Origin of the sequence: Streptomyces griseus subsp. griseus, assembly GCF_000720255.1 — a bacterium.
Taxonomy (GTDB): Bacteria; Actinomycetota; Actinomycetes; order Streptomycetales; family Streptomycetaceae; genus Streptomyces; species Streptomyces griseus_I.
In genome coordinates, this window is sequence record NZ_JOJE01000023.1 from 78,796 (window position 1) to 97,930 (window position 19,135).

21 protein-coding genes and 1 pseudogene are annotated in these 19,135 nt (G+C 70.3%); 8 read left to right on the plus strand and 14 right to left on the minus strand.

Annotation, left to right across the window (positions count from 1 at the left end; translation table 11 throughout):
• Positions 1-222: 222 nt before the first annotated feature.
• From IG99_RS27725 to IG99_RS27735, 3 genes and pseudogenes are all read right to left on the minus strand, one after another.
• Complete coding sequence (locus IG99_RS27725; protein ID WP_037678292.1) at positions 223-663, minus strand: hypothetical protein; 441 nt, start codon at positions 661-663, stop codon at positions 223-225.
• Positions 664-804: 141 nt separating this feature from the next.
• Positions 805-1,860 carry a PucR family transcriptional regulator gene (locus tag IG99_RS27730; RefSeq protein ID WP_037678293.1) on the minus strand — a complete coding sequence of 352 codons (1,056 nt, stop codon included), beginning with the start codon at positions 1,858-1,860 and terminating at the stop codon, positions 805-807.
• 61 nt (positions 1,861-1,921) lie between these two features.
• A pseudogene (locus IG99_RS27735) lies at positions 1,922-2,269 on the minus strand (cation:proton antiporter); the annotation flags it as partial.
• Positions 2,270-2,437: 168 nt separating this feature from the next.
• Here IG99_RS27735 and IG99_RS27740 point away from each other — a divergent pair.
• Together IG99_RS27740 and IG99_RS27745 are read left to right on the plus strand one after the other, a co-directional pair.
• Positions 2,438-2,947, plus strand: coding sequence for a hypothetical protein (locus IG99_RS27740; protein WP_037678297.1), 510 nt, complete (start codon positions 2,438-2,440; stop codon positions 2,945-2,947).
• Between the two features lie 64 nt (positions 2,948-3,011).
• Positions 3,012-4,535, plus strand: a complete 1,524-nt coding sequence (locus IG99_RS27745; protein ID WP_037678300.1) for a flotillin family protein — start codon at positions 3,012-3,014, stop codon at positions 4,533-4,535.
• 225 nt (positions 4,536-4,760) lie between these two features.
• Here the strand turns inward: IG99_RS27745 and IG99_RS27750 are convergent, their stop codons facing one another.
• From IG99_RS27750 to IG99_RS27770, 5 genes are all read right to left on the minus strand, one after another.
• Positions 4,761-5,243, minus strand: coding sequence for an NADPH-dependent F420 reductase (locus IG99_RS27750; protein WP_234311977.1), 483 nt, complete (start codon positions 5,241-5,243; stop codon positions 4,761-4,763).
• 412 nt (positions 5,244-5,655) lie between these two features.
• A complete protein-coding gene (locus tag IG99_RS27755) occupies positions 5,656-6,534 on the minus strand; it encodes an alpha/beta fold hydrolase (protein ID WP_037678301.1) in 879 nt (292 codons plus the stop codon).
• Positions 6,535-6,562: 28 nt separating this feature from the next.
• Entirely contained in the window at positions 6,563-7,264 is a 702-nt protein-coding gene (locus IG99_RS27760) for an SDR family oxidoreductase (protein ID WP_037678304.1), read from the minus strand.
• 87 nt (positions 7,265-7,351) lie between these two features.
• Entirely contained in the window at positions 7,352-7,585 is a 234-nt protein-coding gene (locus IG99_RS27765) for a hypothetical protein (RefSeq protein ID WP_037678307.1), read from the minus strand.
• A complete protein-coding gene (locus tag IG99_RS27770; RefSeq protein WP_037678313.1) occupies positions 7,567-7,794 on the minus strand; it encodes a hypothetical protein in 228 nt (75 codons plus the stop codon). Before IG99_RS27770 ends, IG99_RS27765 begins: the two co-directional genes overlap by 19 nt.
• Positions 7,795-8,248: 454 nt before the next feature.
• Between IG99_RS27770 and IG99_RS27775 the strand changes: the two genes are divergently transcribed.
• From IG99_RS27775 to IG99_RS27790, 4 genes are all read left to right on the plus strand, one after another.
• Positions 8,249-9,748: an MFS transporter gene (locus IG99_RS27775; protein WP_037678314.1), complete on the plus strand. Its 1,500-nt coding sequence runs from the start codon at positions 8,249-8,251 to the stop codon at positions 9,746-9,748.
• A gap of 191 nt (positions 9,749-9,939) precedes the next feature.
• Positions 9,940-10,509: a TetR/AcrR family transcriptional regulator gene (locus IG99_RS27780; RefSeq protein WP_037678316.1), complete on the plus strand. Its 570-nt coding sequence runs from the start codon at positions 9,940-9,942 to the stop codon at positions 10,507-10,509.
• A 170-nt stretch (positions 10,510-10,679) separates the two neighbouring features.
• Positions 10,680-11,816, plus strand: a complete 1,137-nt coding sequence (locus tag IG99_RS27785; RefSeq protein WP_051865950.1) for a 4Fe-4S binding protein — start codon at positions 10,680-10,682, stop codon at positions 11,814-11,816.
• Positions 11,817-12,015: 199 nt separating this feature from the next.
• Positions 12,016-12,585: a TetR/AcrR family transcriptional regulator gene (locus tag IG99_RS27790; RefSeq protein ID WP_037678318.1), complete on the plus strand. Its 570-nt coding sequence runs from the start codon at positions 12,016-12,018 to the stop codon at positions 12,583-12,585.
• 26 nt (positions 12,586-12,611) lie between these two features.
• On the opposite strand, the gene IG99_RS27795 is transcribed toward IG99_RS27790, so the two are convergent.
• On the minus strand, positions 12,612-13,136 hold the full coding sequence (locus tag IG99_RS27795) for a TetR/AcrR family transcriptional regulator (RefSeq protein ID WP_037678320.1): 525 nt from the start codon (positions 13,134-13,136) through the stop codon (positions 12,612-12,614).
• Positions 13,137-13,271: 135 nt separating this feature from the next.
• The gene (locus IG99_RS27800; protein WP_037678374.1) at positions 13,272-13,736 is read right to left on the minus strand and encodes an SRPBCC family protein; all 465 of its coding nucleotides are present in this window, start codon (positions 13,734-13,736) and stop codon (positions 13,272-13,274) included.
• 55 nt (positions 13,737-13,791) lie between these two features.
• Between IG99_RS27800 and IG99_RS27805 the strand changes: the two genes are divergently transcribed.
• Complete coding sequence (locus tag IG99_RS27805; protein WP_051865952.1) at positions 13,792-14,391, plus strand: TetR/AcrR family transcriptional regulator; 600 nt, start codon at positions 13,792-13,794, stop codon at positions 14,389-14,391.
• Between the two features lie 189 nt (positions 14,392-14,580).
• Here the strand turns inward: IG99_RS27805 and rfbB are convergent, their stop codons facing one another.
• The 4 genes from rfbB to rfbD are packed head-to-tail and all read right to left on the minus strand — an operon-like array spanning position 14,581 to position 18,117.
• Entirely contained in the window at positions 14,581-15,534 is a 954-nt protein-coding gene (gene rfbB / locus IG99_RS27810; protein ID WP_037678324.1) for a dTDP-glucose 4,6-dehydratase, read from the minus strand.
• Complete coding sequence (locus IG99_RS27815; RefSeq protein WP_037678326.1) at positions 15,531-16,598, minus strand: glucose-1-phosphate thymidylyltransferase; 1,068 nt, start codon at positions 16,596-16,598, stop codon at positions 15,531-15,533. The genes rfbB and IG99_RS27815 overlap by 4 nt, the downstream gene beginning before the upstream one ends.
• Entirely contained in the window at positions 16,595-17,218 is a 624-nt protein-coding gene (locus IG99_RS27820; protein WP_037678329.1) for a dTDP-4-dehydrorhamnose 3,5-epimerase family protein, read from the minus strand. Before IG99_RS27820 ends, IG99_RS27815 begins: the two co-directional genes overlap by 4 nt.
• The gene (gene rfbD / locus IG99_RS27825) at positions 17,215-18,117 is read right to left on the minus strand and encodes a dTDP-4-dehydrorhamnose reductase (RefSeq protein WP_037678331.1); all 903 of its coding nucleotides are present in this window, start codon (positions 18,115-18,117) and stop codon (positions 17,215-17,217) included. The genes IG99_RS27820 and rfbD overlap by 4 nt, the downstream gene beginning before the upstream one ends.
• A 303-nt stretch (positions 18,118-18,420) precedes the next feature.
• On the opposite strand from rfbD, the gene IG99_RS27830 reads away from it, so the two are divergent.
• Entirely contained in the window at positions 18,421-19,065 is a 645-nt protein-coding gene (locus tag IG99_RS27830; RefSeq protein WP_037678333.1) for a GOLPH3/VPS74 family protein, read from the plus strand.
• Positions 19,066-19,135: the final 70 nt, after the last annotated feature.

Here is a 19,135-nt window from a genome sequence, read left to right on the forward strand (position 1 = left end):
GCGCCCCGGTCTCCAACTCACTCCGACCCCCCGTGTTCACGACCGAATCATGGCGATTACTTGGCGCAATCTTTGCCATGGGCGTGAAACGAAAACGTCCCGTGATGAAAATGTGACTCATGAGGTCGCGGGAGTGTCTCCCGGGTGGCGTGGCTGTCTTGCCGTTCGGCGTCGGAGCCCCGTGCCGTTCGGCGTCGGAACCCCGTGTCGTTGTGCGCCTGATCAGCGACCGCTGACTTCAGGGTCCTGTTCCGTTGAGGCGGCGACGTGCACGGTGACGCGGCGGTAGGCGGCCCGGGCGTGGTGGATGCGGGCCATTGCCGTGCCCAAGAGGGCGGCGGTGACCAGGCAGGTGAGCCAGAAGGTGTCGCGGTGCGCGGCCCAGGTGAGGGTGCCCGCGGGTGGGATCGCAAAGCCGTTGAGGAACAGCCAGCACAGAACGGCCGTGCCCGGTGCGGCGGTGAAGCGGGCGCACAGTCCGAGCAGGGCGGCCAGCAGCGACAGCGCGGCCAGCGCGGGCCCGGGGCGGTCCGATCCTATGAGGGTGTTGTGCAGCGCTACCAGGGTCAGGGCGCCGCCGGCGGCGGTAGCCCATACCCACAAAGTGGCGACGGGGCGGGGAACGGGCCTAGCCTCGGCGCTGAGGGACACCCACTCGATCATGCTGACGGTTCCTTCCGCTCCTCCCCGGTATTTTGCGGGACGCCGACCGCTTCGTCAGCGCGGACCCCGGACGTGGATTGTCCCACTCGGTCCCCGACCGCACTTCCGTTTGGGCAGGTTGGCCTGGACGGGCCGTCGGACTCACAGGGGTCTGGTCGGCCAGTTGAGCAGGCGGGCGCCGATGACCGCGGTCTGCAGGGTGTAACGGTGCGCGGGGTCGGTGGGGTCCGTGCCGGTCAGGTGGTGGATGCGGTCCAGGCGGTAGGTGAGTGCCCTCACGCTCAGTACCAGTCGGCGGGCGGTTTCGGCGGCCACGCAGCCGGTGTCGAAGTAGGCGGTCAGGGTGTCGAGGAGCGGCTGGGCTCCGCCGCGGGCCTGTTCCAAAGGGCTGAGGGTGCTGCGTACCAGGTCCAGAAGCGCCTGCCGGTCGCGTGCCAGGACAGGGAAGACCAGCAAGTCGGCGGCGTGCAGCACGGGGTCGCCGAAGCCCATGCGTTGGGCGACGTCGAGGGCGTTGAGGGCCTCTTCGTAGCTGTGCCCGATCCCCACGGCGCCATCCCGGGGGCGGCCGATCGCGACCTGGCCGCCGTCGGTCGCGGCGTGGGCCTGCTTGGCGAAGTGCATGAGGACGTCGTCCTCGTCACCGGGGGCGACGCAGACCATCCGGCCGTCCTTGGTGGTGAACAGTATCCGGCGGTTCTCGAAGCGGCCGAACAGGGCGTCCTCCACCCTGCGGGGGACGGGGTCGGTCTCGTCGTAGCCGGCCGGGCCCTCGGCGACGGCCACGGCGTGGACGCGCGACAGGCGCAGCCCGAACCGTTCGGCACGAGCGGCGAGATGACCGGGGTCGCCGCGTCCGTGGAGCAGGTCGTCGATGAACTCGCGTCTGGCCGCTTCCTCTTGCCGAATGACGAGACGCTGGGCGCGCTCGTACCCATCGGCGAAGGCGTCCATGGCCTGTTCGATGACGGTGAGGACGTTGTCGGGGCTCGCTGTGCGTGGCCAGGCGGCGCGGGCGGTCGCGAGGTGTTCGCGCACCAGCACGCGCCAGCCGTGGCCCGATGCCGCCGCTCGGGCGCCCAGTTCGCGGCGGGAGTCGAGTTCGTGGCGAGTGAGGTGGCGGCCGGTGGAGGCGGCATCCGCCACGATCTCGGCATACCCGTCGACGAATCGGCCGGGTGTGTCGTGTGCGGTCACTGTGCCTCCCCCTCTGTCCGGTGCGCCTGGGCCTCGGCTCCTCGGACCGGCTGGTCCCGGGTCAGATGTTCACATGTACGGGTTCCACTCGCTCCGCGTCCACCCGGACGAGCTGTGCTGAGGCAGTGGACAGGCGACTTGGTCGGCGGGCCAACGGCTCGGTACGGCGCGCGGTGAGCGGGCCGACGACGACAAGGATCAGGACGTACGCGGCGGCCAGGGTTCCGATGCGCGGCTCGACGCCGACGGCGAGTCCCGCGATGACGGCGGAGAACTGCCGCGGGCGACAGGGTGCTCCCGGCCCGCCGACGGACCGCCCCCGGATTCCGGCGCGGCGTGCCGCGCGACAACCGGTGGCGATCCTCGTGAGCGCGGTGCCGATGGCCATGACGACGGCGGGGACAAGGACGACCGCACAGGTCGACCTGCCCGTTCTGTCCGGCGTCCGAGATGCCACGGATACGGCATCGAAGACGCGTGAAGATTGCCGGAACGCGGCAATGAACCCCTTCGCCGCTCCGTGTGAGGATCCCGTCGAGCCGGAGACCGGCGACGGGGCGAGAGGGGGACGGTACGCATGGCCTTGTACCTCGGACTCGGCATCACGGGGGTCGTACTGCTCGCCTTGTCGCTGGTCTTCGACGGAGTCCTGGGGGGAGCACTGGACGGGGTCCTCGACGGTGCCCTCGACGGACTGCTGTCGCTGCCGGTGGTCGCGGGCTTCGTCGCGATGACGGGCTTCGGCGGGGCCATCGCCCTGGGCACCACAGGCTCGGGTCCCGCGGCGGCCACCGGTGCCGGCGTGCTTGCCGGACTGGGGACGGCATGGCTGACGTACCGCTTCGGTCGTGTCCTCATGCGCGACCAGACGGCCATCACGCCCAACGGCGACGACCTCGTCGGCACCGCGGGGAACGTGGTGACGGCCATCCCCGCCGACGGTTTCGGTGAGGTGCTGCTCCGACTCGCCGGTCAGCCCGTGAAGTTCGCGGCCCGCTGCGCCGAGCCGGTGGCGCGGGGCGCCGAGGTGTGGGTGGAGTCGGCGCCGACCGCCACATCGGTCGTGGTCCGTCCGGTGGAGCGCTGAGCCACCCGCCTCACCTGTCTTTTCCTTTCCTTCTATTCCTCACGTTTGATTCGGGGGCATTGCCATGAGTCCTGTCGTCGTCGCAGTGGTGGGAGTCGTCGTACTCGTCGTGCTGCTGGCACTCGTCGTGATCACTCGCTACAAGGTGGCCGGACCGAGCGAGGCGTTCATCGTCACCGGCCGGCGCGGCAAGAAGGCCACCGATCCGGAGACCGGCCGGGTCTTCACCGACAACAGCGGCCAGAAGGTCGTGGTCGGTGGCGGTGTCTTCGTCGTGCCCTTCGTGCAGCAGAAGTTCACCCTCGACCTGTCCTCCCGCCACATCCCGGTGGCGGTGCGCGGCGCGGTCACCCTGCGCGGGGTGAAGGCGAACCTGGACGGCGTCGCGATCGTCAAGGTGGGCGGCACGGAGGACTCGATACGCGCGGCGGCGCAGCGGTTCCTGATGCAGCAGGACGGCATCGTGGGTTTCACCCAGGAGGTGCTGTCGGGCGCCCTGCGGGCGATCGTCGGCCGGATGTCCGTGGAGGACGTCATCCGCGACCGGGCCGCGTTCGCCGGGCAGGTCGCCGAGGAGGCGGAGGCGAGCCTGTCCGGGCAGGGGCTGGTGCTGGACGCCTTCCAGATCCAGGACATCACCACCGAGGGCTCGTACCTGGAGGACCTCGGCCGCCCGGAGGCCGCGCGTGCCAGACAGGAGGCCGACATCGCCGAGGCCGTGGCCCGGCGGGCCGCCGAGCAGGCCCGGCTCAAGGCGGAGGAGGAGATCGCTGTCGCCCAGCGGACCTTCTGCCTCAAGCAGGCCGAGATCAAGGCCGAGACCGACGAGGCCGCTGCTCGTGCCGCCGCCGCGGGCCCGCTCGCCGAGGCGGCCCGGCAGCAGGACATCCTCGCCGAGCAGGAAAAGGTCGCCGAGCGGCAGGCCGCCCTGACCGACCGGCAGCTGGACACCAAGGTCCGCAAGCCCGCCGACGCCCAGCGCTACGCCGCCGAGCAGGAAGCCGAGGCCAAGCGGGTCGCCCGCGTCAAGCAGGCAGAGGCCGAGCGGCTGGCCGGTATCGCCGCGGCCCAGGCCGAGGCGGAGCGGGCCCGGCTCACGGGTGAGGGTGAGAAGCAGCGCCGCAGCGCGCTGGCCGAGGCCGGCGCCATCGAGGGGCTCAAGCAGGGCGAGGCCGAGCGGTCCCGGCGTGCGGCGATCGCGGAGGCCGTACGGCTGGAGGGCGAGGCCGAGGCGGCGTCGATCGGCGCCACGGGCGCGGCCGAGGCCGAGGCGATGCGCAAGAAGGCCGACGCGTTCGCGCAGTACGGCGACGCGGCCATCCTGCAGATGCTCGTCGAGGTGCTGCCGCAGGTCGTCGCCAAGGCGTCCGAACCGCTCAGCGCCGTGGACAAGATGACCGTGATCTCCACCGACGGCGCGGGCCGGATCCCGCGTGCCGTGGCCGACAACGTGGCCCAGGGCCTCGAACTCCTCAGCTCCACCACCGGAGTCGACCTCGCCGAGTTGCTGAAAGGCGTCACCCGCGGGGCAAAAGACCCACGCCCCGAATCCACCACCGCGAACGGGAAGGTCGAGATCACCGGTTGAGCCGACGGCGAGGCGGCGAGGGGGCTGTCTGCGCGTCTTCCAGAACGCCGCGGATGTCCGTGGCGGGCAGTGGAGCGGACAGGAGCTGCCGGGGGGAGTGCCGGGTCCGCGCGAGATCGGTGAAGAACGAGGTGACGCTCGGCAAAGCGGGTCCCTTCGAGAGTGTTCGGTCCGGTGCCGCCGCATCGCCGGTCGGCGCGTAACGGCGGTCCACGGCAGGCGTCTTCACCGGTGGGCGGCGCGGTTCATCTCGACGGCGTCCTCCAGAGTGGGATCGGCGCCGAGGGCGGCGAAGCGCTCTGCCATGCTGTCCCGGACGGCCGCGTCCTTGACGCGATCGGCCGCGGCCAGGGCCGCCGGCAGCTCCTCCAGGGTCAGCTCGGTGCAGTAGGCGGGGCCCATCGGCTGCCAACGCCAGGAGTCGGCCAGTGCTCCTGCGTCGTAGGGGTCGAACCCGGTGTCGTCCACCAGGCGCATGGCCACACGCTTCGCTTCCCCGGAATCGCCGGCGACCGGGATGGCGATGCGGCCCGGAGGGCCCGCAGGGACACCCTTCGTTCGCTGGGTCTCGGCCAGGGCGGCGTTCCACGCCTTGACCACGGGGCGTCCGAGGAGCTCGGGGGTGTATACGCTCTCCACCACCCCGTCCTCCACTGCCTCGATCCGTCCGCTGAGGTGCGGGTAGCAGTTGGAGGTGTCGATGACCACCGTCTCGGCGGGGACGTAGGCGAACAGTCCGGCCAGCTGTCCCGCCCCCCGAAGGGGATGGCCAGGATGACGGCGTCCCTGTCCTTGACGGCGTCCTCAAGGGCCACGGCACGGGCGCCGGTCCCCAGCACGTCGGGCGCGACGGCCTCGGGCCCGCGGGCGCCGGCCACCTGGACGTCGTGACCGGCCTTCGCCGAGCTTGCGCGCGAGGTTGCCGCCGATCGCTCCGGCGCCGATAACGGAGATTTTCATGATGTCCTTTCGAAGCCCCGATCCGGGACGGCCGGACGGGGTCGGGGAAGACCTGCTGTCGGGCGGAAGACGATGCTGGTCGACCACAGGTCCACGACGTGCTCGGCGACGGTGTCGTAGCCGTCGCTCTCCTCGCACGTGAACGGCTCCCACCCTGGGGTCACGCCACCGCGGTCAGCAACTCGGCCAGCACGTCGGGGCGTTCCAGGGCGATGAAGTGGCCGCTCTTCGGAACCTGGGTGAACTCGGCGGCCGGAATCAGCCGCTTGTTGGCCTCCCGGTCCGAGGGGCGGGACCAGTCCTTCTCGCCGTAGACGAGGTGGACGGGGGCCTTGACCTCGGGGTAGCGCGAGCGGGCCGCGATGAGGCTGGGCAGGGCCTGGTACACGGCCCGGGCGACGGTCGGGTAGCCGGGACGGGCGCCCACCTGAAGGAGCTCGGCCACGTAGTCCTCCCGCAGCGCGCCCTTGTCGCCGAGGCCGCCCTGAAGGATCTTGCGGAGGGCGGGCCTGGGCTCCACCCCGGCGATCACCGGGCCCACTCCCGGGGCGAGGACACCGCTGACCACCAGGCGGGCGAGGAGGCTCGACCGGGCGATTCCGCCGCGGAAGTCGTAGGTGTTCACCGCGACGACGCGTCGTACCCGCTCCGGGAGATCGGCCGCGGTGGTCAGGGCGAGCACCGCCCCCATGGACTCTCCGACCAGTGTCACGTCGTGGAGGTCGAGTTCGGTGAGGAGCCGCTTGACGCCCGCGCGCATGGCCGGCTCGTCGTACGACGCCCCCGGCACGATCTCGGAGTACCCCATCCCCGGCAGGTCGAGGGCGTACACGGTGTAGTGCTCCGCGATCAGCGGGATGAGGAGGCGGAAGTGCTCGGCCTGGGTGCGCACGGTGTGCAGCAGGACCAGGGGAGCGCCGGTGCCCGCCTTCAGGTAGCGCAGGGTCCCCTCGCGGCCGTCGGATCCGGCGTGCGGGGCGATGGTGTGGCTGGTGGTCCCCGGAATGTGGATCGTGGGACGCGACTCGTGGACAGGCATCTCGCCGACTCCTTTGGATGTGAAGGGGTTACTTCGCCAACTGGGCGTACAGTCCTGCCAGATCGCCGGCCAGGCCCGCCTTGACCTGCCGCGAGATGTCGTCGGCGAGCACTTCGTACGCGCCCGTCTCGACGCCGTCGAGGGCGAGTGCGGCGACGTCACGCGGGTCGGACTTGGGCGCGTCGACGCCCGCCGTCAGGTCCGTGTCTACGTAGCCGACGTGCAGTCCGGTGACGGCGATGCCGCGGGGCTGGAGCTCCAGGCGCAGGGAGTTGGTCTGCGACCACAGGGCGGCCTTGGAGGCGCTGTAGGAGCCACCGAGGGCCAGCCAGGAGAGGACGGAGTGCACATTGAGAAGGTGGCCGCCGCCGTTGCGCTCGATGACCGGCACGAAGGCCCGGGTGACCAGGAGGGGGCCGTAGAAGTTGGTCTCGAACTCCCGGCGTACGTCGTCGACCGGGGAGTCGAGGAAGGACGCGCCGACCGAGGCACCGGCGTTGTTGATCAGCACGGTGACGTCCCCCGCCTCCGTGGCGGCCGCCGCCACGGAGGCCGGGTCGGTGACCTCCAGCGCCACCGGGACGGCGTCCGGGTGGGTCACGCCGCGCGGGTCTCGGGCCGTCGCGTAGACCTTGCCGGCACCGCGCGCGTACAGCTCCTCCACCAGCGCCTTGCCTATGCCGCGGCTGCCGCCGGTGACGAAGACGTTGGCGCCCTTCAAAGCGGTCATGACTGTCTCCAGAGAATGAGAAAACGATCGGTTTCCACTAAGGTAAACCGATCGGTTTCCAAGCGCAAGCCCGACAGGGCCCCCGCTTCAGCGGGGCGTCCCGTACCCGTGGATCCCTGGGATGACGAGCTCTCCACCTGCCTGTCCGGCCTGGTCGATGTCGGCGTCGTTCAGGCCTGGCTGGAGCTTGAGGTCAAGTTTCCCGACCGTGCCATAGAGCCACTCCGGGACGGTGCCGGGCGTGAGGTGGAGGCGGAGGACCGGGGGCAGAGGGATGCCTTCGACGCCGGAGAGGGTGCCCGTCAGACTCTCGACGTACATGGTGACGCGGTCGCCTCGCAGCGCGGATGTCGAGCCGGGCGCTCCTCGATGTGCTGGATCTGCGGGCCGACGGGTACGGCCATCTTCAGGTCGCGGATCGTGACGGCCGCCGCGGTGAACTTGAGCACCCGCTTGGACCCGGCGACCGTGTCCACGGTCACGACGCCACCGAAGACGAGGTCGCGCAGTTCGAGGCGGCTTCCCTTCATGTTCCAGGACTCGGCGGCGAATCGACCGGCGCTCGTGTCCTCGGGAGCCTTGAGAACGCTGAGCCGGTCGTCAGGCTGCTACGGCGGCTGACCCAGGAGGACGCGAACCATCGGCGCCACGACCGCCGTACGTGCGGGCGGGGGGAGCCGCCGACGGAGTGAGTCCCCCGGCGGGGTGCCGACGGGGCACCGGCATCCCGCTCGCAGGATTGCGCCCAGCGGCGCCGCGCTCACGACCAGGCGACCGATGGACCGCGGCCCGGTCGCCACGGCTTCCGCGCTGTCGCCCCACTCCCACATCCGGGAGGCCGGCAACGCCCCACAGTCCGGGCGACCCTCCCGGGCCGGGGGCGACCCGCTCACTTGCACCGAGGAAACCGATCTGTTTTTCTTGCTGGAAACAGATCGGTTTCCCAACCGATGGCCAGCCCATGACCAGCGACCAAGGGGAAAAGTGAGTACCACCTTCGACCGCGGGGCGCCCGCCTCCGGGAAAACAGACTCGGGCCGCCGCGGCTCACACGCCGTGCGCTGGTGGGTGCTTGTCGTGCTGGGCACGGCGCAGCTGATGGTCACGCTCGATGCGACCGTCGTGAACATCGCGCTGCCCGCGGCACAACATGACCTCGGTTTCAGTGACGGCAGCCGGCAGTGGGTCATCACCGGTTACGCCCTGGCGTTCGGCAGCCTGCTGCTGCTCGGCGGCCGGCTCGGTGACCTGTTCGGCCGACGCACCACGTTCCTGACCGGCTTGGTCGGTTTCGCGGGCGCGTCCGTCCTCGGCGGCGCGGCCACCAGCTTCGAGATCCTCGTCACGGCACGTGTGACCCAAGGGCTCTTCGCCGCGTTGCTCGCGCCTGCGGCTCTCTCGCTGCTCAGCGTGACCTTCACCGACCCGACCGAGAGGCCGAAGGCGTTCGGCATCTTCAGCGCGCTGGCCGGTGCGGGCGGCGCGGTCGGGCTGCTGCTCGGGGGCATGCTCACCGAATGGGCGTCGTGGCGCTGGGTGATGTACGTGAACGTCGTGTTCGCGGCCGTAGCGTTGGCCGGTGGGGTGCTGCTGCTGGCCAGGCCTGCGGTCACCGAGCGACCCGAACTCGACATTCCCGGCACCGCCGTGGTGAGCGCGGCGCTGTTCGCCATCGTCTACGGGTTCGCACACGTCGAGTCCACCAGTTGGACCGACCCGGTCGCCCTCGGCTCCATGATCGTCGGCGTGGTGCTGATCGCGGTGTTCGTATGGGTGGAGTCCAGGGTCGCCCATCCGCTGCTGCCGCTGCGACTCGTGCTGGACCGGACCCGCGGTGGTTCGTTCCTGGCGGTGTTCGTCATAGGCATGGGGATGTTCTCGATCTTCCTGTTCCTCACCTACTACCTGGAGGCCAGCATCGGCTACTCGCCGATCAAGACCGGTCTGGCGTTCCTGCCGATGGTCGCGGGCATCGTCGCCGCGTCGACCACGGCGCCCTCGCTGCTGCTGCCCAAGGTCGGCCCGAAGATCGTGATCAGCGCCGGCTTCCTGGTCGCCGCATCCGGTATGGCCCTGCTGACCCAGCTCAAGCTGGACAGCACCTACGCCGCCCACATCATGCCGGGTCTGATCCTGCTGGGGCTCGGCCTCGGCGGAGTGATGACCACGGCGTTCCAGGGCGCGACCGCGGGCATCCATCACGAGGATTCGGGCGTCGCCTCGGCGCTGATCAACACCGGCCAGCAGGTGGGTGGCTCGATCAGCACGGCGCTACTGACCACCGTTGCCTCCTCGGCCGCGACCGACTACCTCTCCTCGCACAAGCCGGGCGCACTGACCATGGCCCAGGCCGGGGTCGAGAGCTATACGGCCACCCTGGCGTGGGGCGCCGGGTTCTTCGTGGTCGGCGCCGTCCTTTCAGCGCTCCTGATACCGAGTGCGCCTCTGGCGCCGTCGGAGGGCGAGCCCGTGATCGCCCACTGAGCCCGAATCCACCGAGCGATGCCGGGCGCGCCAGACGCGGCAAGGAGGGTGAGCGCACCGATCGTGGAGAACGCGATGCGCCGCCCACGTCCGGTCGCCACCCCCACCACGGCGTCGCCCGGCGAGATCACCTGGACAGGCATCATAAACCGATCGGTTTCAACGGGCCGGAATCGAGTTACCCTCGCAATATGACCACCGAAGCAAAGCCAAGTTCCCGAGAGCGACTGCTGGAGGCAGCGGCCACACTCACCTACCGAGACGGCGTCAGCATCGGCGTCGACGCGCTGTGCAAGGCGGCGGGAGTGTCGAAGCGCTCCATGTACCAGCTGTTCGAGAGCAAAGGCGAACTGCTGGCCGCGAGCCTGGAGGAGCGCGCCTCGGCCTATGTGACGACGCTGCTTCCCGCGGCGGACGACAACCGTCCACCCCGCGAGCGGATCCTGCACGTCTTCGAACAGGCGGAATCACAGGCGGGCACGCCCGACTTCCACGGCTGCCGGTACCTCGTCGTGCAGATCGAGCTCAAAGACCAGAGCCACCCCGCGAGCCGGGTGGCCCACCGGGTCAAGGAGAACCTGACAGCCTTCTTCCGCGCCGAGGCCGAACAGGGCGGGGCGAGCGACCCGGACCTGCTGGCCCGGCAGCTGATCCTGGTCTTCGACGGCGCCAGCGCCCGCGCGGGAATCAAAGCCGACACGCCGACCGGGCTCATCGCTCCCACCGTGACCGTCCTGCTCGATGCGGCGGGCATGCGCTGACGCATCGCGTCACGAGCAGTCGCGGCGACCGACTGCTCGGCGAGTCGCAACCGAGCTCCGGCGACTCGTCTCTTGGACTTGCACAAGGAAACCGATCGTTTTATGGTGGTGAAACTGATCGGTTTCTCGCTGTGGTGGCGAGCCTCGAACCCGCATCCCCAGGAGCACGGATGACTGCCGCGCGCGACGCCGAGGGGCAACCAGCAGCCCCGGCCCCGGCCCCCAGGCTTCCGACGAAGCTGGCCACCCACCCGTCGGTGCAGGCCGTCCTCGCCCGGCGCAGAGCCGGCGACGCGGTGAGCCCGCCGAAGGTGATCGACGCGGCATGGCTGCGCGAACTCTGCCTCGCGGCCGGTGCGGACGACGCGGCCGCGGTCAGCCTGGACCACCCCGACCTGGCCGGTGAGCGCGAGCACGCGCGGTCCGCGCTGCCCGGCACCCGCACCCTGATCGCCATGGCGGTCCGGATGAACCGCGACAACTGCCGCTCCCCGGCCCGCAGCGTGGCCAACCAGGAGTTCCACCAGACCGACGAACAGGCCAACCACGCCGCCCGCGGCGTCACCCAGGCCCTCCAGGACGCCGGCTACCGCGCGCTCAATCCCTCCGTCGGCTTCCCCCAGGAGATGGACCGCTTCCCCAGGGAGCGGATCTGGGTGGTGGCGCACAAGACGGTCGCGGTGGCCGCCGGGCTCGGCGTGATGGGCCTGCACCGCAACGTCATCCACCCGAAGTTCGGCAGCTTCGTCCTGCTGGTCACCGTCCTGGTGGACGCGGAGGTCAGCGCGTACGGGCAGGCGCTGGACTACAACCCGTGCATCGACTGCAAGTTGTGCGTCGCCGCCTGCCCGGTCGGCGCCATCGCCAAGGACGGCTCCTTCGACGCGCTGGCCTGCACCACGCACAACTACCGCGAGTTCATGAGCGGGTTCACCGACTGGGCACAGACCCTGGCCGACAGCGAGGACGCCGCCGACTACCGCTCCCGGGTCACCGACTCCGAGAGCGCCTCCATGTGGCAGAGCCTGAGCTCACCCCCCGGCTACAAGTCCGGCTACTGTCTCGCCGTCTGCCCCGCCGGCGAGGACGTCCTGGGCCCCTACCTGGACGACCGCAAGACGTTCATGGACACCGTGCTGCGCCCGCTCCAGGACAAGAAGGAAACCCTCTACGTCCTGCCGGGCTCGCACGCGCAGGAGTACGCCCGGCGCCGCTTCCCCCACAAGCCCGTCAAGGAAGTCACCGGCGGCTGGCAGCCCCCGGCACCACGTTCCGCGTCCACCGGCCGAGAGACGGGCACGTCATGAGCGGCGGGCTGGGTGATGACGGCCGCCGGCCTCGTGACGGCAGCGCTGTTCGGCTTCGGCGTGCTGGGGTGGTACGACCGCACCGCCGTCCCGGCGTAGCGGCAGGTCACCCATGACGGGCCATTACTCGGCGCCTCCGCCCGGAGCCCCTAGAAACCGATCGGTTTCTATTTAGTCCGCTTCGGGTTAACCTCGCGGTATGACCACCGAAGTGAAACCGAGCCCCAGGGAGCGACTGCTGGAGGCGGCGGCCACCCTCACCTACCGAGACGGCGTCAACATCGGCGTCGAGGCCTTGTGCAAGGCGGCGGGGGTGTCGAAGCGCTCCATGTACCAGCTGTTCGAGAGCAAGGACGAACTCCTGGCAGCAAGCCTGAAGGAGCGCGCCTCCGCCTACGTGGCGACCCTCCTGCCCGCGGCGGACGACGGCCGCTCGCCCCGCGAGCGGATCCAGCACGTCTTCGCGCAGGTGGAATCCCAGGCAGGGGCGCCCGAGTTCCGAGGCTGCCGGTACCTGGCCGTGCAGATCGAACTCAAGGACCAGAGCCACCCCGCGAGCCGGGTCGCCCATCAGATCAAGGCGAACCTGACGGCCTTCTTCCGCGCCGAGGCCGAACAGGGCGGGGCGAGCGATCCCGATCTGCTGGCCCGGCAGCTCAGCCTGGTCTTCGACGGCGCCAGCGCCCGCGCGGGAATCCAGGCCGACAACCTGACCGGGCTCGTCGCACCCACCGTGACCGCCCTGCTCGACGCGGCAGAGGTGCGCTGACGCACCAAGTTCCAGGACCCTCCCCCTCACCGCCCAGCAGCCGCGGGAAGCCCGCTGGCCGCAAGCGTGTTGCCCAGCATGCCGCGGGCGAAGAAGCTTGCGGTCCTGTCGGCATCAGCACCCAGCGACAGGTGCACGGTTTCCCAGATCCTCACCCAGCCGACCCGGACGACCTCACCGATCAGGTCATCACCCTGCGCCTCGGCGGCCGCCACAGTGACGTATCCCTGCATCCGCATCAGGAGCGTTTCGGGGCGCGTCGAGATCAGCCGCGCGTAGGCGTCCGCCATCACCTGCCGGGCCCGCTCGCCGCCCTCCACCCCGTCCACCGCCCTCTCGAAAGCCGGGCGGGTGTCTTCCATACTCCGCGCCAGAGCGGCGACGAAGATCGCCTCCTTGTCCGGGAAGAGCGGGAAGAGATACGGCCGCGTGACGCCGACCCGCTCCGCGATCGCCGCGGTGGTGGTGCCGCGGTAGCCGGTGATCGCGAACTCGGCGATCGCCGCGCGAATGACGCTCTCCCGCCTCTCCTGCGCACTGATCGCGCCCATGTCCTCATCTCCTGCTTGAACTTGCACATGGAGACCGATCGGTTTACCGGAGCGGAAACTGATCGGTTTCGATCCACGCATCCGGAAGCCGGCGGCTGCCTGAGCCACGGTCCGGACGGGCGGCATGTACCGCCGTCAGGAGCCGGCGGCGGACACGTGGCGAGCCAACTCGGTGGCCAGGCGCCGCATGACCGTGCGGTTGGCGTGCCGCATCGTGGCCCGCACGACAGGGGCCAGCAGCCGGTCGGCGAGAGGGGCCCGTACCCACGTGTAGGTGAACGAGATGCGGGTCCCACCGGTGGGCAGCGGTTCGAGGGCGTAGGTGCCGTGGGCCAGTCGCCGCCCGGCCGCGCTGACGTTGTGTTCCACGATGCGCCGCGGCGCCTCGGCCTCGATGACCTCGATGGTGACATCGGTCTTCGTGCCGCCCAGCGCGGCGGTGACCGTGGCGCACGACCCGATGCCCCGGGCGGGGCCGCTGTAGCGCCAGTTGGTCAGGTAGTGGTCGGTGAACCGCTCGTGATGAGCCATGACATCGAGGAAGCCGTAGACCTGTTCGGGCGTCTGAGGTACATCGGTCGACACGGTGACAGACTTCATGTACCACACGGTACATGCAGCATGTACCAATTGGTACAGTCATGACGTGGTGACCATGGATGACTCCCGTCCCGAGGGCGAGGCCGAGCAAGGTGCGCACGGGGACCGGCGCGCCCAACTGGTGGACGCGGCTGTCGACCACGTCGCGGCACACGGCATCGCGGACCTGAGCCTGCGCGGCCTGGGCGCCGCGATCGGCGTCAGTCACCGCATGCTGATCCACTACTTCGGCTCCAAGGAACAGTTGCTCGTCGAGATCGTCCGGACGTCGGAGCGGCGTCAGCGCGATGTGCTGTCCCGGATCCGCCTGGAGCCCGGTCTCTCGCCCGCCGATGTCGCGCGGCTGCTGTGGCACCAGCTGACGGACCCTCGGCTGGCCGGTCAGGAGCGGCTCTTCTTCGAGATCTGCGGGCACGCACTGCGCGGCCGCCCGGAGGCCGTCCCGGTCCTCGAAGGGCTGGTGACGGACTGGCTTGAGCCGCTCGTGGCCGCTGAGGTCGCCGCCGGGGCGGAGCCTGCCGCGGCCCGGAACCGGGCCAGGCTGGGACTCGCCACCGTCCGCGGCCTGCTGCTCGACCTGCTCGCCACCGGTGACCGCGCCGGCGTCGACTCGGCGATGGAGGAGTTCCTCCGGCTGTACTACGGCTCGCAGTGACGAGTCACCGATCAGGCAAAGCGGCTGCGCCGGGCACCCAAGGCCACTGCGGCGGCGTCACCCGGTGGAAGCCGCCACCAGCGTCCGCACCGTCACGGGCTCGGCCAGGACGAGGTCGACCGGGCTCGTCGCGCCCACCGTGACCCCGCTGGTCGACACGGCGGGCGTGCGGCATCACCTCGTTCCCGCTCAGGGCGCGTAGCGCTCGCGGTACCAGGCGACGGTCTCGGCGAGCCCGGACAGGAAGTCGCGCTGCGGTTCGTAGCCGAGTTCCCGGCGGATCTTCGACCAGTCCACGGAGTAGCGGAGGTCGTGGCCTTTACGGTCGGCGACCCAGTCCACCCGGTCCCATCCGGCGCCGCAGGCCTCGAGCAGGGCGCCGGTCAGTTCCTTGTTGGTCAGTTCCGTACCGCCCCCGATGTTGTACGTCTCGCCCGGCCGGCCCCGGGTGAGGACCGCGATGAGACCGCGGCAGTGATCGTCGACATGGAGCCAGTCCCGGACGTTCTCACCGTCGCCGTACAGCGGCACGTTCTCGCCGCGCAGCAGTCGAGTGACGAAGCGCGGGATCAGCTTCTCCGGGAACTGGTAGGGGCCGTAGTTGTTGGAGCAGCGGGTGACGCGCACGTCGAGGCCGTGGGTGCGGTGGCAGGCGAGAGCCAGCAGGTCACTGGATGCCTTGGACGCGGAGTAGGCCGAACTGGGCAGCAGGGGGTCCCGCTCGGTCGCGCTGCCGAACGGCACGGAACCGTACACCTCGTCCGTCGAAACGTGTACGAAGGGCTGCGTGCCGTGCCGCAGCGCGGCGTCCAGCAGGGTCTGTGTGCCCAGCACATTGGTGTGGACGAAAGGGGCGGCGGCGGTGATGGAGCGGTCCACGTGGGACTCGGCCGCCAAGTGGACCACGGCGTCGTGCTCGGCCATCAGCCGGTCGACCACCACCGCGTCGGTGATGTCTCCGTGCACGAAACGGAATCCCGGATGATGCCGCACGGTGTCCAGATTGTCCAGGTTTCCGGCGTAGGTCAGGCTGTCCAGTACGGTCACGTGCACGGCACCGAGCGGCCGGTCCGGTGCGAGCACCGTGCGGACCAAGTGCGAACCGATGAAACCGGCACCGCCGGTGACCAGGATTCTCCTCATGACGGGATCTGCACCTTGCTGTGGTCACCGAGCAGCAGCCGGTGGGCGTGCGGGGCGCGGGTGGTGGGCACGATCTCCACGTTGCGGCCGATCACCGACGCCTCGATGCGGCGTACTCCATCGATGATCGCACCGGGCAGCACAATGGAGTACTCGATCTCACTGCCGGAGATCGAGCAGTTCTCCGCGATGGAGGTGAAGGGCCCGACGTACGAACCGGTGACAGTGGTCCCGGGTCCGATCACTGCCGGTCCCACCACGCGCGAGCCGCGGACCGTGGCGCCCTCGGCGATGACGACCCGGCCGACGATCTCGCTGTGCGCGTCGACCGCACCGTCGCAGCGGGACGCGATCCGGTCCAGTACCAACCGGTTCACCTCCAGCATGTCCATGGCGTTCCCGGTGTCCTTCCAGTAGCCGGACACGATGGAGGACCGGACATCGGCGCCGTCCTCGATGAGCCGTTGGAGGGCGTCGGTGATCTCCAGCTCGCCTCGCGCGGACGGCCGGATGGCGGCCACCGCCTCGTGTATCGCCGGGGAGAAGAAGTACACGCCGACCAGAGCGAGATCGCTCTTGGGAGAGTCGGGCTTCTCCTCAAGCGCGGTCACCCGGCCGGCCTCGTCCAGGGTCGCCACCCCGAACGCGCGAGGATCGGCCACCTGGGCGAGCATGATCTGCGCATCCGGCCGGGAGGCCCGGAACTGCCGTGCCTGCTCCGCGATCCCGCCGAGCAGGAAGTTGTCACCGAGGTACATGACGAAGTCGTCGGAGCCGAGCCAGGGACGGGCTGTGGCCACGGCGTGCGCCAGGCCCAGGGGCCGGTCCTGACGGATGTAGGTGACGTCCAGGCCCCATCGCGATCCGTCCCCGACCGCGGCGCGTATCTCCTGCTCGGTGTCCCCGACGATGACGCACACCTCGGTCACCTCTGCCTCGGCGATCCCTTCCAAGGCGTAGAACAGGACAGGTTGGTTGGCCACGGGCACCAGCTGTTTGGCTGACGTGTGGGTCAGGGGACGCATCCTGGTTCCGGAGCCTCCGGAGAGGACGAGCGCCTTCACGAGGACTCCTCGGGGTCGGTCTGGAGAGGGCGCACCGTGCCGGTCCGGACGGTGACGCACGTGTCGTAGGCGGGCAGCAGCCCGGCCGCCTCGGCGGCGGCGAGGCCGGGGGCCGCGGCGTCCTTCGCGGACAGTACCGGCGGGATGTCACTGTCCCAGGCGATGCCCAGACGCGGGTCGAAGGGATCCACGGCGTGTTCGCGGGAGGCGTCGTAGCCGGACGTGGTGAGGTAAACCAGCGTCGCGTCGTCCGTCAGCGCCTGGAAGCCGTGCCCCAGTCCTTCGGAGAGGAAGACCGCGCGCCGGTTGTCCGCGTCCAGCTGGACCGCGTCCCACACGCCGAAGCTCGGCGATCCGGTGCGCAGGTCCACCACGACGTCACGCACCGCACCGCGCACACACGTCACGTACTTGGCCTGCCCGGGTGGCACGTCGGCGAAGTGGATGCCCCGCACCACACCACGCCGCGACACCGAGCAGTTGGCCTGGGCCAGGTGGAAGGGGCGTCCTACGGCGGTGCGCACCTCCTCGCCCCGGAACCATTCGTGGAAGGAACCCCGGTGGTCGGTGAACGACGGGGGATCGGTCACCCAGGCGCCGGGCACCTTCAGCGGCCTCATGCGGCTTCCTCCTGCCGCCCCGGCCCGCACGCTTCGGCCAGCGCGGTGCGCCAATCCCGCGGAGCGGACAGCCCGGCCTCGGTCCAGCGGCGGTGACCCAGGACGCTCCAGTACGGTCGCCGAGCGGGACGCTGCATCCGAGAACCGTCGGTCGGCCGGACCCGGTCCGGGTCGGCGCCCCGCAGCCGGAACACCTCCCGAGCCAGTTCGTACCGGCTGGCGCTGCCTGCGTTCGTGGCGTGGAAGACGCCGCTTACCGCGCGGGCGGGCAGGTCGGCCAGAGCGATCAGCCGCGCAGCCACGTCCACGGCGTTCGACGGCTGGCCGTACTGGTCGCGCACCACGTCCACGGTGCCGTCGCACCGGGCCGCGCGGGCCATGGCCCCGACGAATCCGTCCAGGTCCCGGCCGTACAGCCAGGCGGTTCGCACCACGGTGGCGGCATCCGGCAGTTCCCGGAGCACCGCGCGCTCGCCGGCGCGCTTCGTGCGGCCGTAGGCCGTGCCCGGCGCGGTGGGCGTGTCCTCGGAGTACGGGGTCCCGAAGTCCGCCAGGGCGCCGGGGAAGACGTAGTCGGTGGACACGTGCAGCAGCCGGGCACCCTGGGCGGCGCAGCTCCGAGCGAGATGACGCGCACCGTCGGCGTTGACTCGCCGCGCCTCCTCCTCGTGGGACTCCGCCGCGTCCACGTCCGTCCACGCGGCGCAGTTGACCACGATGTCAGGGCGCCAGTGCCGCAGGGTCTCGTCGACGGCCCGGGCGTCGGTGACGTCCAGGCGGTCCCGGCCGAGTGGCACGCACTCCGTGCCCTGAGCGGTCAACTGGGTGTGCACTTCGCGTCCGAGCCGCCCACCGGCGCCGGCGATGAGCCATCGGCCTTCCGGTACCGGGGAATTCATGAGGCCGTCTTTACTCAACACGCGGTGATGTTAGCCCGGAGTGCGACTGCTCCGTGCACCAGTTCGGGGCGTACTCCGTCCGAGCCCGGCATTTAAGCCCCAGGCTCACCCGGAAAGGGACATCAGCTCACGAACCACCCTCCGACCGGAAGGCGAATTACAAATACGGCTTATCGGTGGATCGGGCGGGAAGCAGAATTGCCGCACAATTGGCCACCGGCCCGGCCCGATCACCGACTTCGCCGACGCGTGTATGGAACCCCAGCTTCCTGTTGCCCGTCTCTCTCTCGAGAGGGGGATCCCATGACTGAGGATCTGACGATCGGCGAGCGGATTGTGCTGCTCGCACTGGACGAAGAGACCGGCACCCTGCGCGAAGCGCCGCTGCGGGTGTCTCTGGCGGTTTCGGCGGCCGCCTTACTGGAGCTGGGCACGGCCGGGTACCTGACCGAGCGTGACGGCGCACTGGTCGTCGCCGGCGCGTCGACGCCGGCGGATCCGGCGGCCGCGGCCATGGCGGCGCACCTGCGCAGCCATCCCGAGGAGACGCCCAGGGAGTGGCTGCTGGCCGTGCGCGAGCAGGCACTTGACACGGCGTACAAGGGGCTGTCGGAGAAGGGACTGGTGCGGGAGCAGGGACGACGGGTCCTGGGCGCCTTCGGATCGGTGAAGTACCCGGTCACGGGCCTGTCGGAGCTCGAGGCGCTGCGAGGCCGGCTGACAGCCGTCCTGGAGGGCCAGGAACCCGATGAGCGCACGGCGGCGCTGATCACCGTGCTGCACCACGCGGGCCTCCAGGCCGTCATGCTGCGGGACTCCGGGGCGGAGGCACCCGAGTACCGTCTGAGCGCGATCGCCGAGGGGCAAGGCACGGCCGCGGCACTCGGAGACGCGATCCGCACCACGGTCGCCGCTCTCACCGCGGTCATCGCCTCGTCCGCTCTGTAGGAAGGCGCCTCCCGAGGCGCCGGCGGACCCGCCGGCCGGGTCCGCCCGCCGGGCGACTATTCGCTCATTC

Coding starts and splice junctions, on each gene's coding strand:
- IG99_RS27830 (WP_037678333.1), top strand. CDS start 18,421: ATGACTGAGGATCTGACGATCGGCGAGCGGATTGTGCTGCTCGCACTG.
- IG99_RS27785 (WP_051865950.1), top strand. CDS start 10,680: ATGACTGCCGCGCGCGACGCCGAGGGGCAACCAGCAGCCCCGGCCCCG.
- rfbB (WP_037678324.1), bottom strand. CDS start 15,534: ATGAGGAGAATCCTGGTCACCGGCGGTGCCGGTTTCATCGGTTCGCAC.
- IG99_RS27800 (WP_037678374.1), bottom strand. CDS start 13,736: ATGAAGTCTGTCACCGTGTCGACCGATGTACCTCAGACGCCCGAACAG.
- IG99_RS27805 (WP_051865952.1), top strand. CDS start 13,792: ATGGATGACTCCCGTCCCGAGGGCGAGGCCGAGCAAGGTGCGCACGGG.
- IG99_RS27770 (WP_037678313.1), bottom strand. CDS start 7,794: ATGAAGGGAAGCCGCCTCGAACTGCGCGACCTCGTCTTCGGTGGCGTC.
- IG99_RS27740 (WP_037678297.1), top strand. CDS start 2,438: ATGGCCTTGTACCTCGGACTCGGCATCACGGGGGTCGTACTGCTCGCC.
- IG99_RS27765 (WP_037678307.1), bottom strand. CDS start 7,585: ATGTACGTCGAGAGTCTGACGGGCACCCTCTCCGGCGTCGAAGGCATC.
- IG99_RS27820 (WP_037678329.1), bottom strand. CDS start 17,218: ATGAGGCCGCTGAAGGTGCCCGGCGCCTGGGTGACCGATCCCCCGTCG.
- IG99_RS27755 (WP_037678301.1), bottom strand. CDS start 6,534: ATGCCTGTCCACGAGTCGCGTCCCACGATCCACATTCCGGGGACCACC.
- IG99_RS27760 (WP_037678304.1), bottom strand. CDS start 7,264: ATGACCGCTTTGAAGGGCGCCAACGTCTTCGTCACCGGCGGCAGCCGC.
- IG99_RS27795 (WP_037678320.1), bottom strand. CDS start 13,136: ATGGGCGCGATCAGTGCGCAGGAGAGGCGGGAGAGCGTCATTCGCGCG.
- IG99_RS27780 (WP_037678316.1), top strand. CDS start 9,940: ATGACCACCGAAGCAAAGCCAAGTTCCCGAGAGCGACTGCTGGAGGCA.
- IG99_RS27725 (WP_037678292.1), bottom strand. CDS start 663: ATGATCGAGTGGGTGTCCCTCAGCGCCGAGGCTAGGCCCGTTCCCCGC.
- IG99_RS27790 (WP_037678318.1), top strand. CDS start 12,016: ATGACCACCGAAGTGAAACCGAGCCCCAGGGAGCGACTGCTGGAGGCG.
- IG99_RS27745 (WP_037678300.1), top strand. CDS start 3,012: ATGAGTCCTGTCGTCGTCGCAGTGGTGGGAGTCGTCGTACTCGTCGTG.
- rfbD (WP_037678331.1), bottom strand. CDS start 18,117: ATGAATTCCCCGGTACCGGAAGGCCGATGGCTCATCGCCGGCGCCGGT.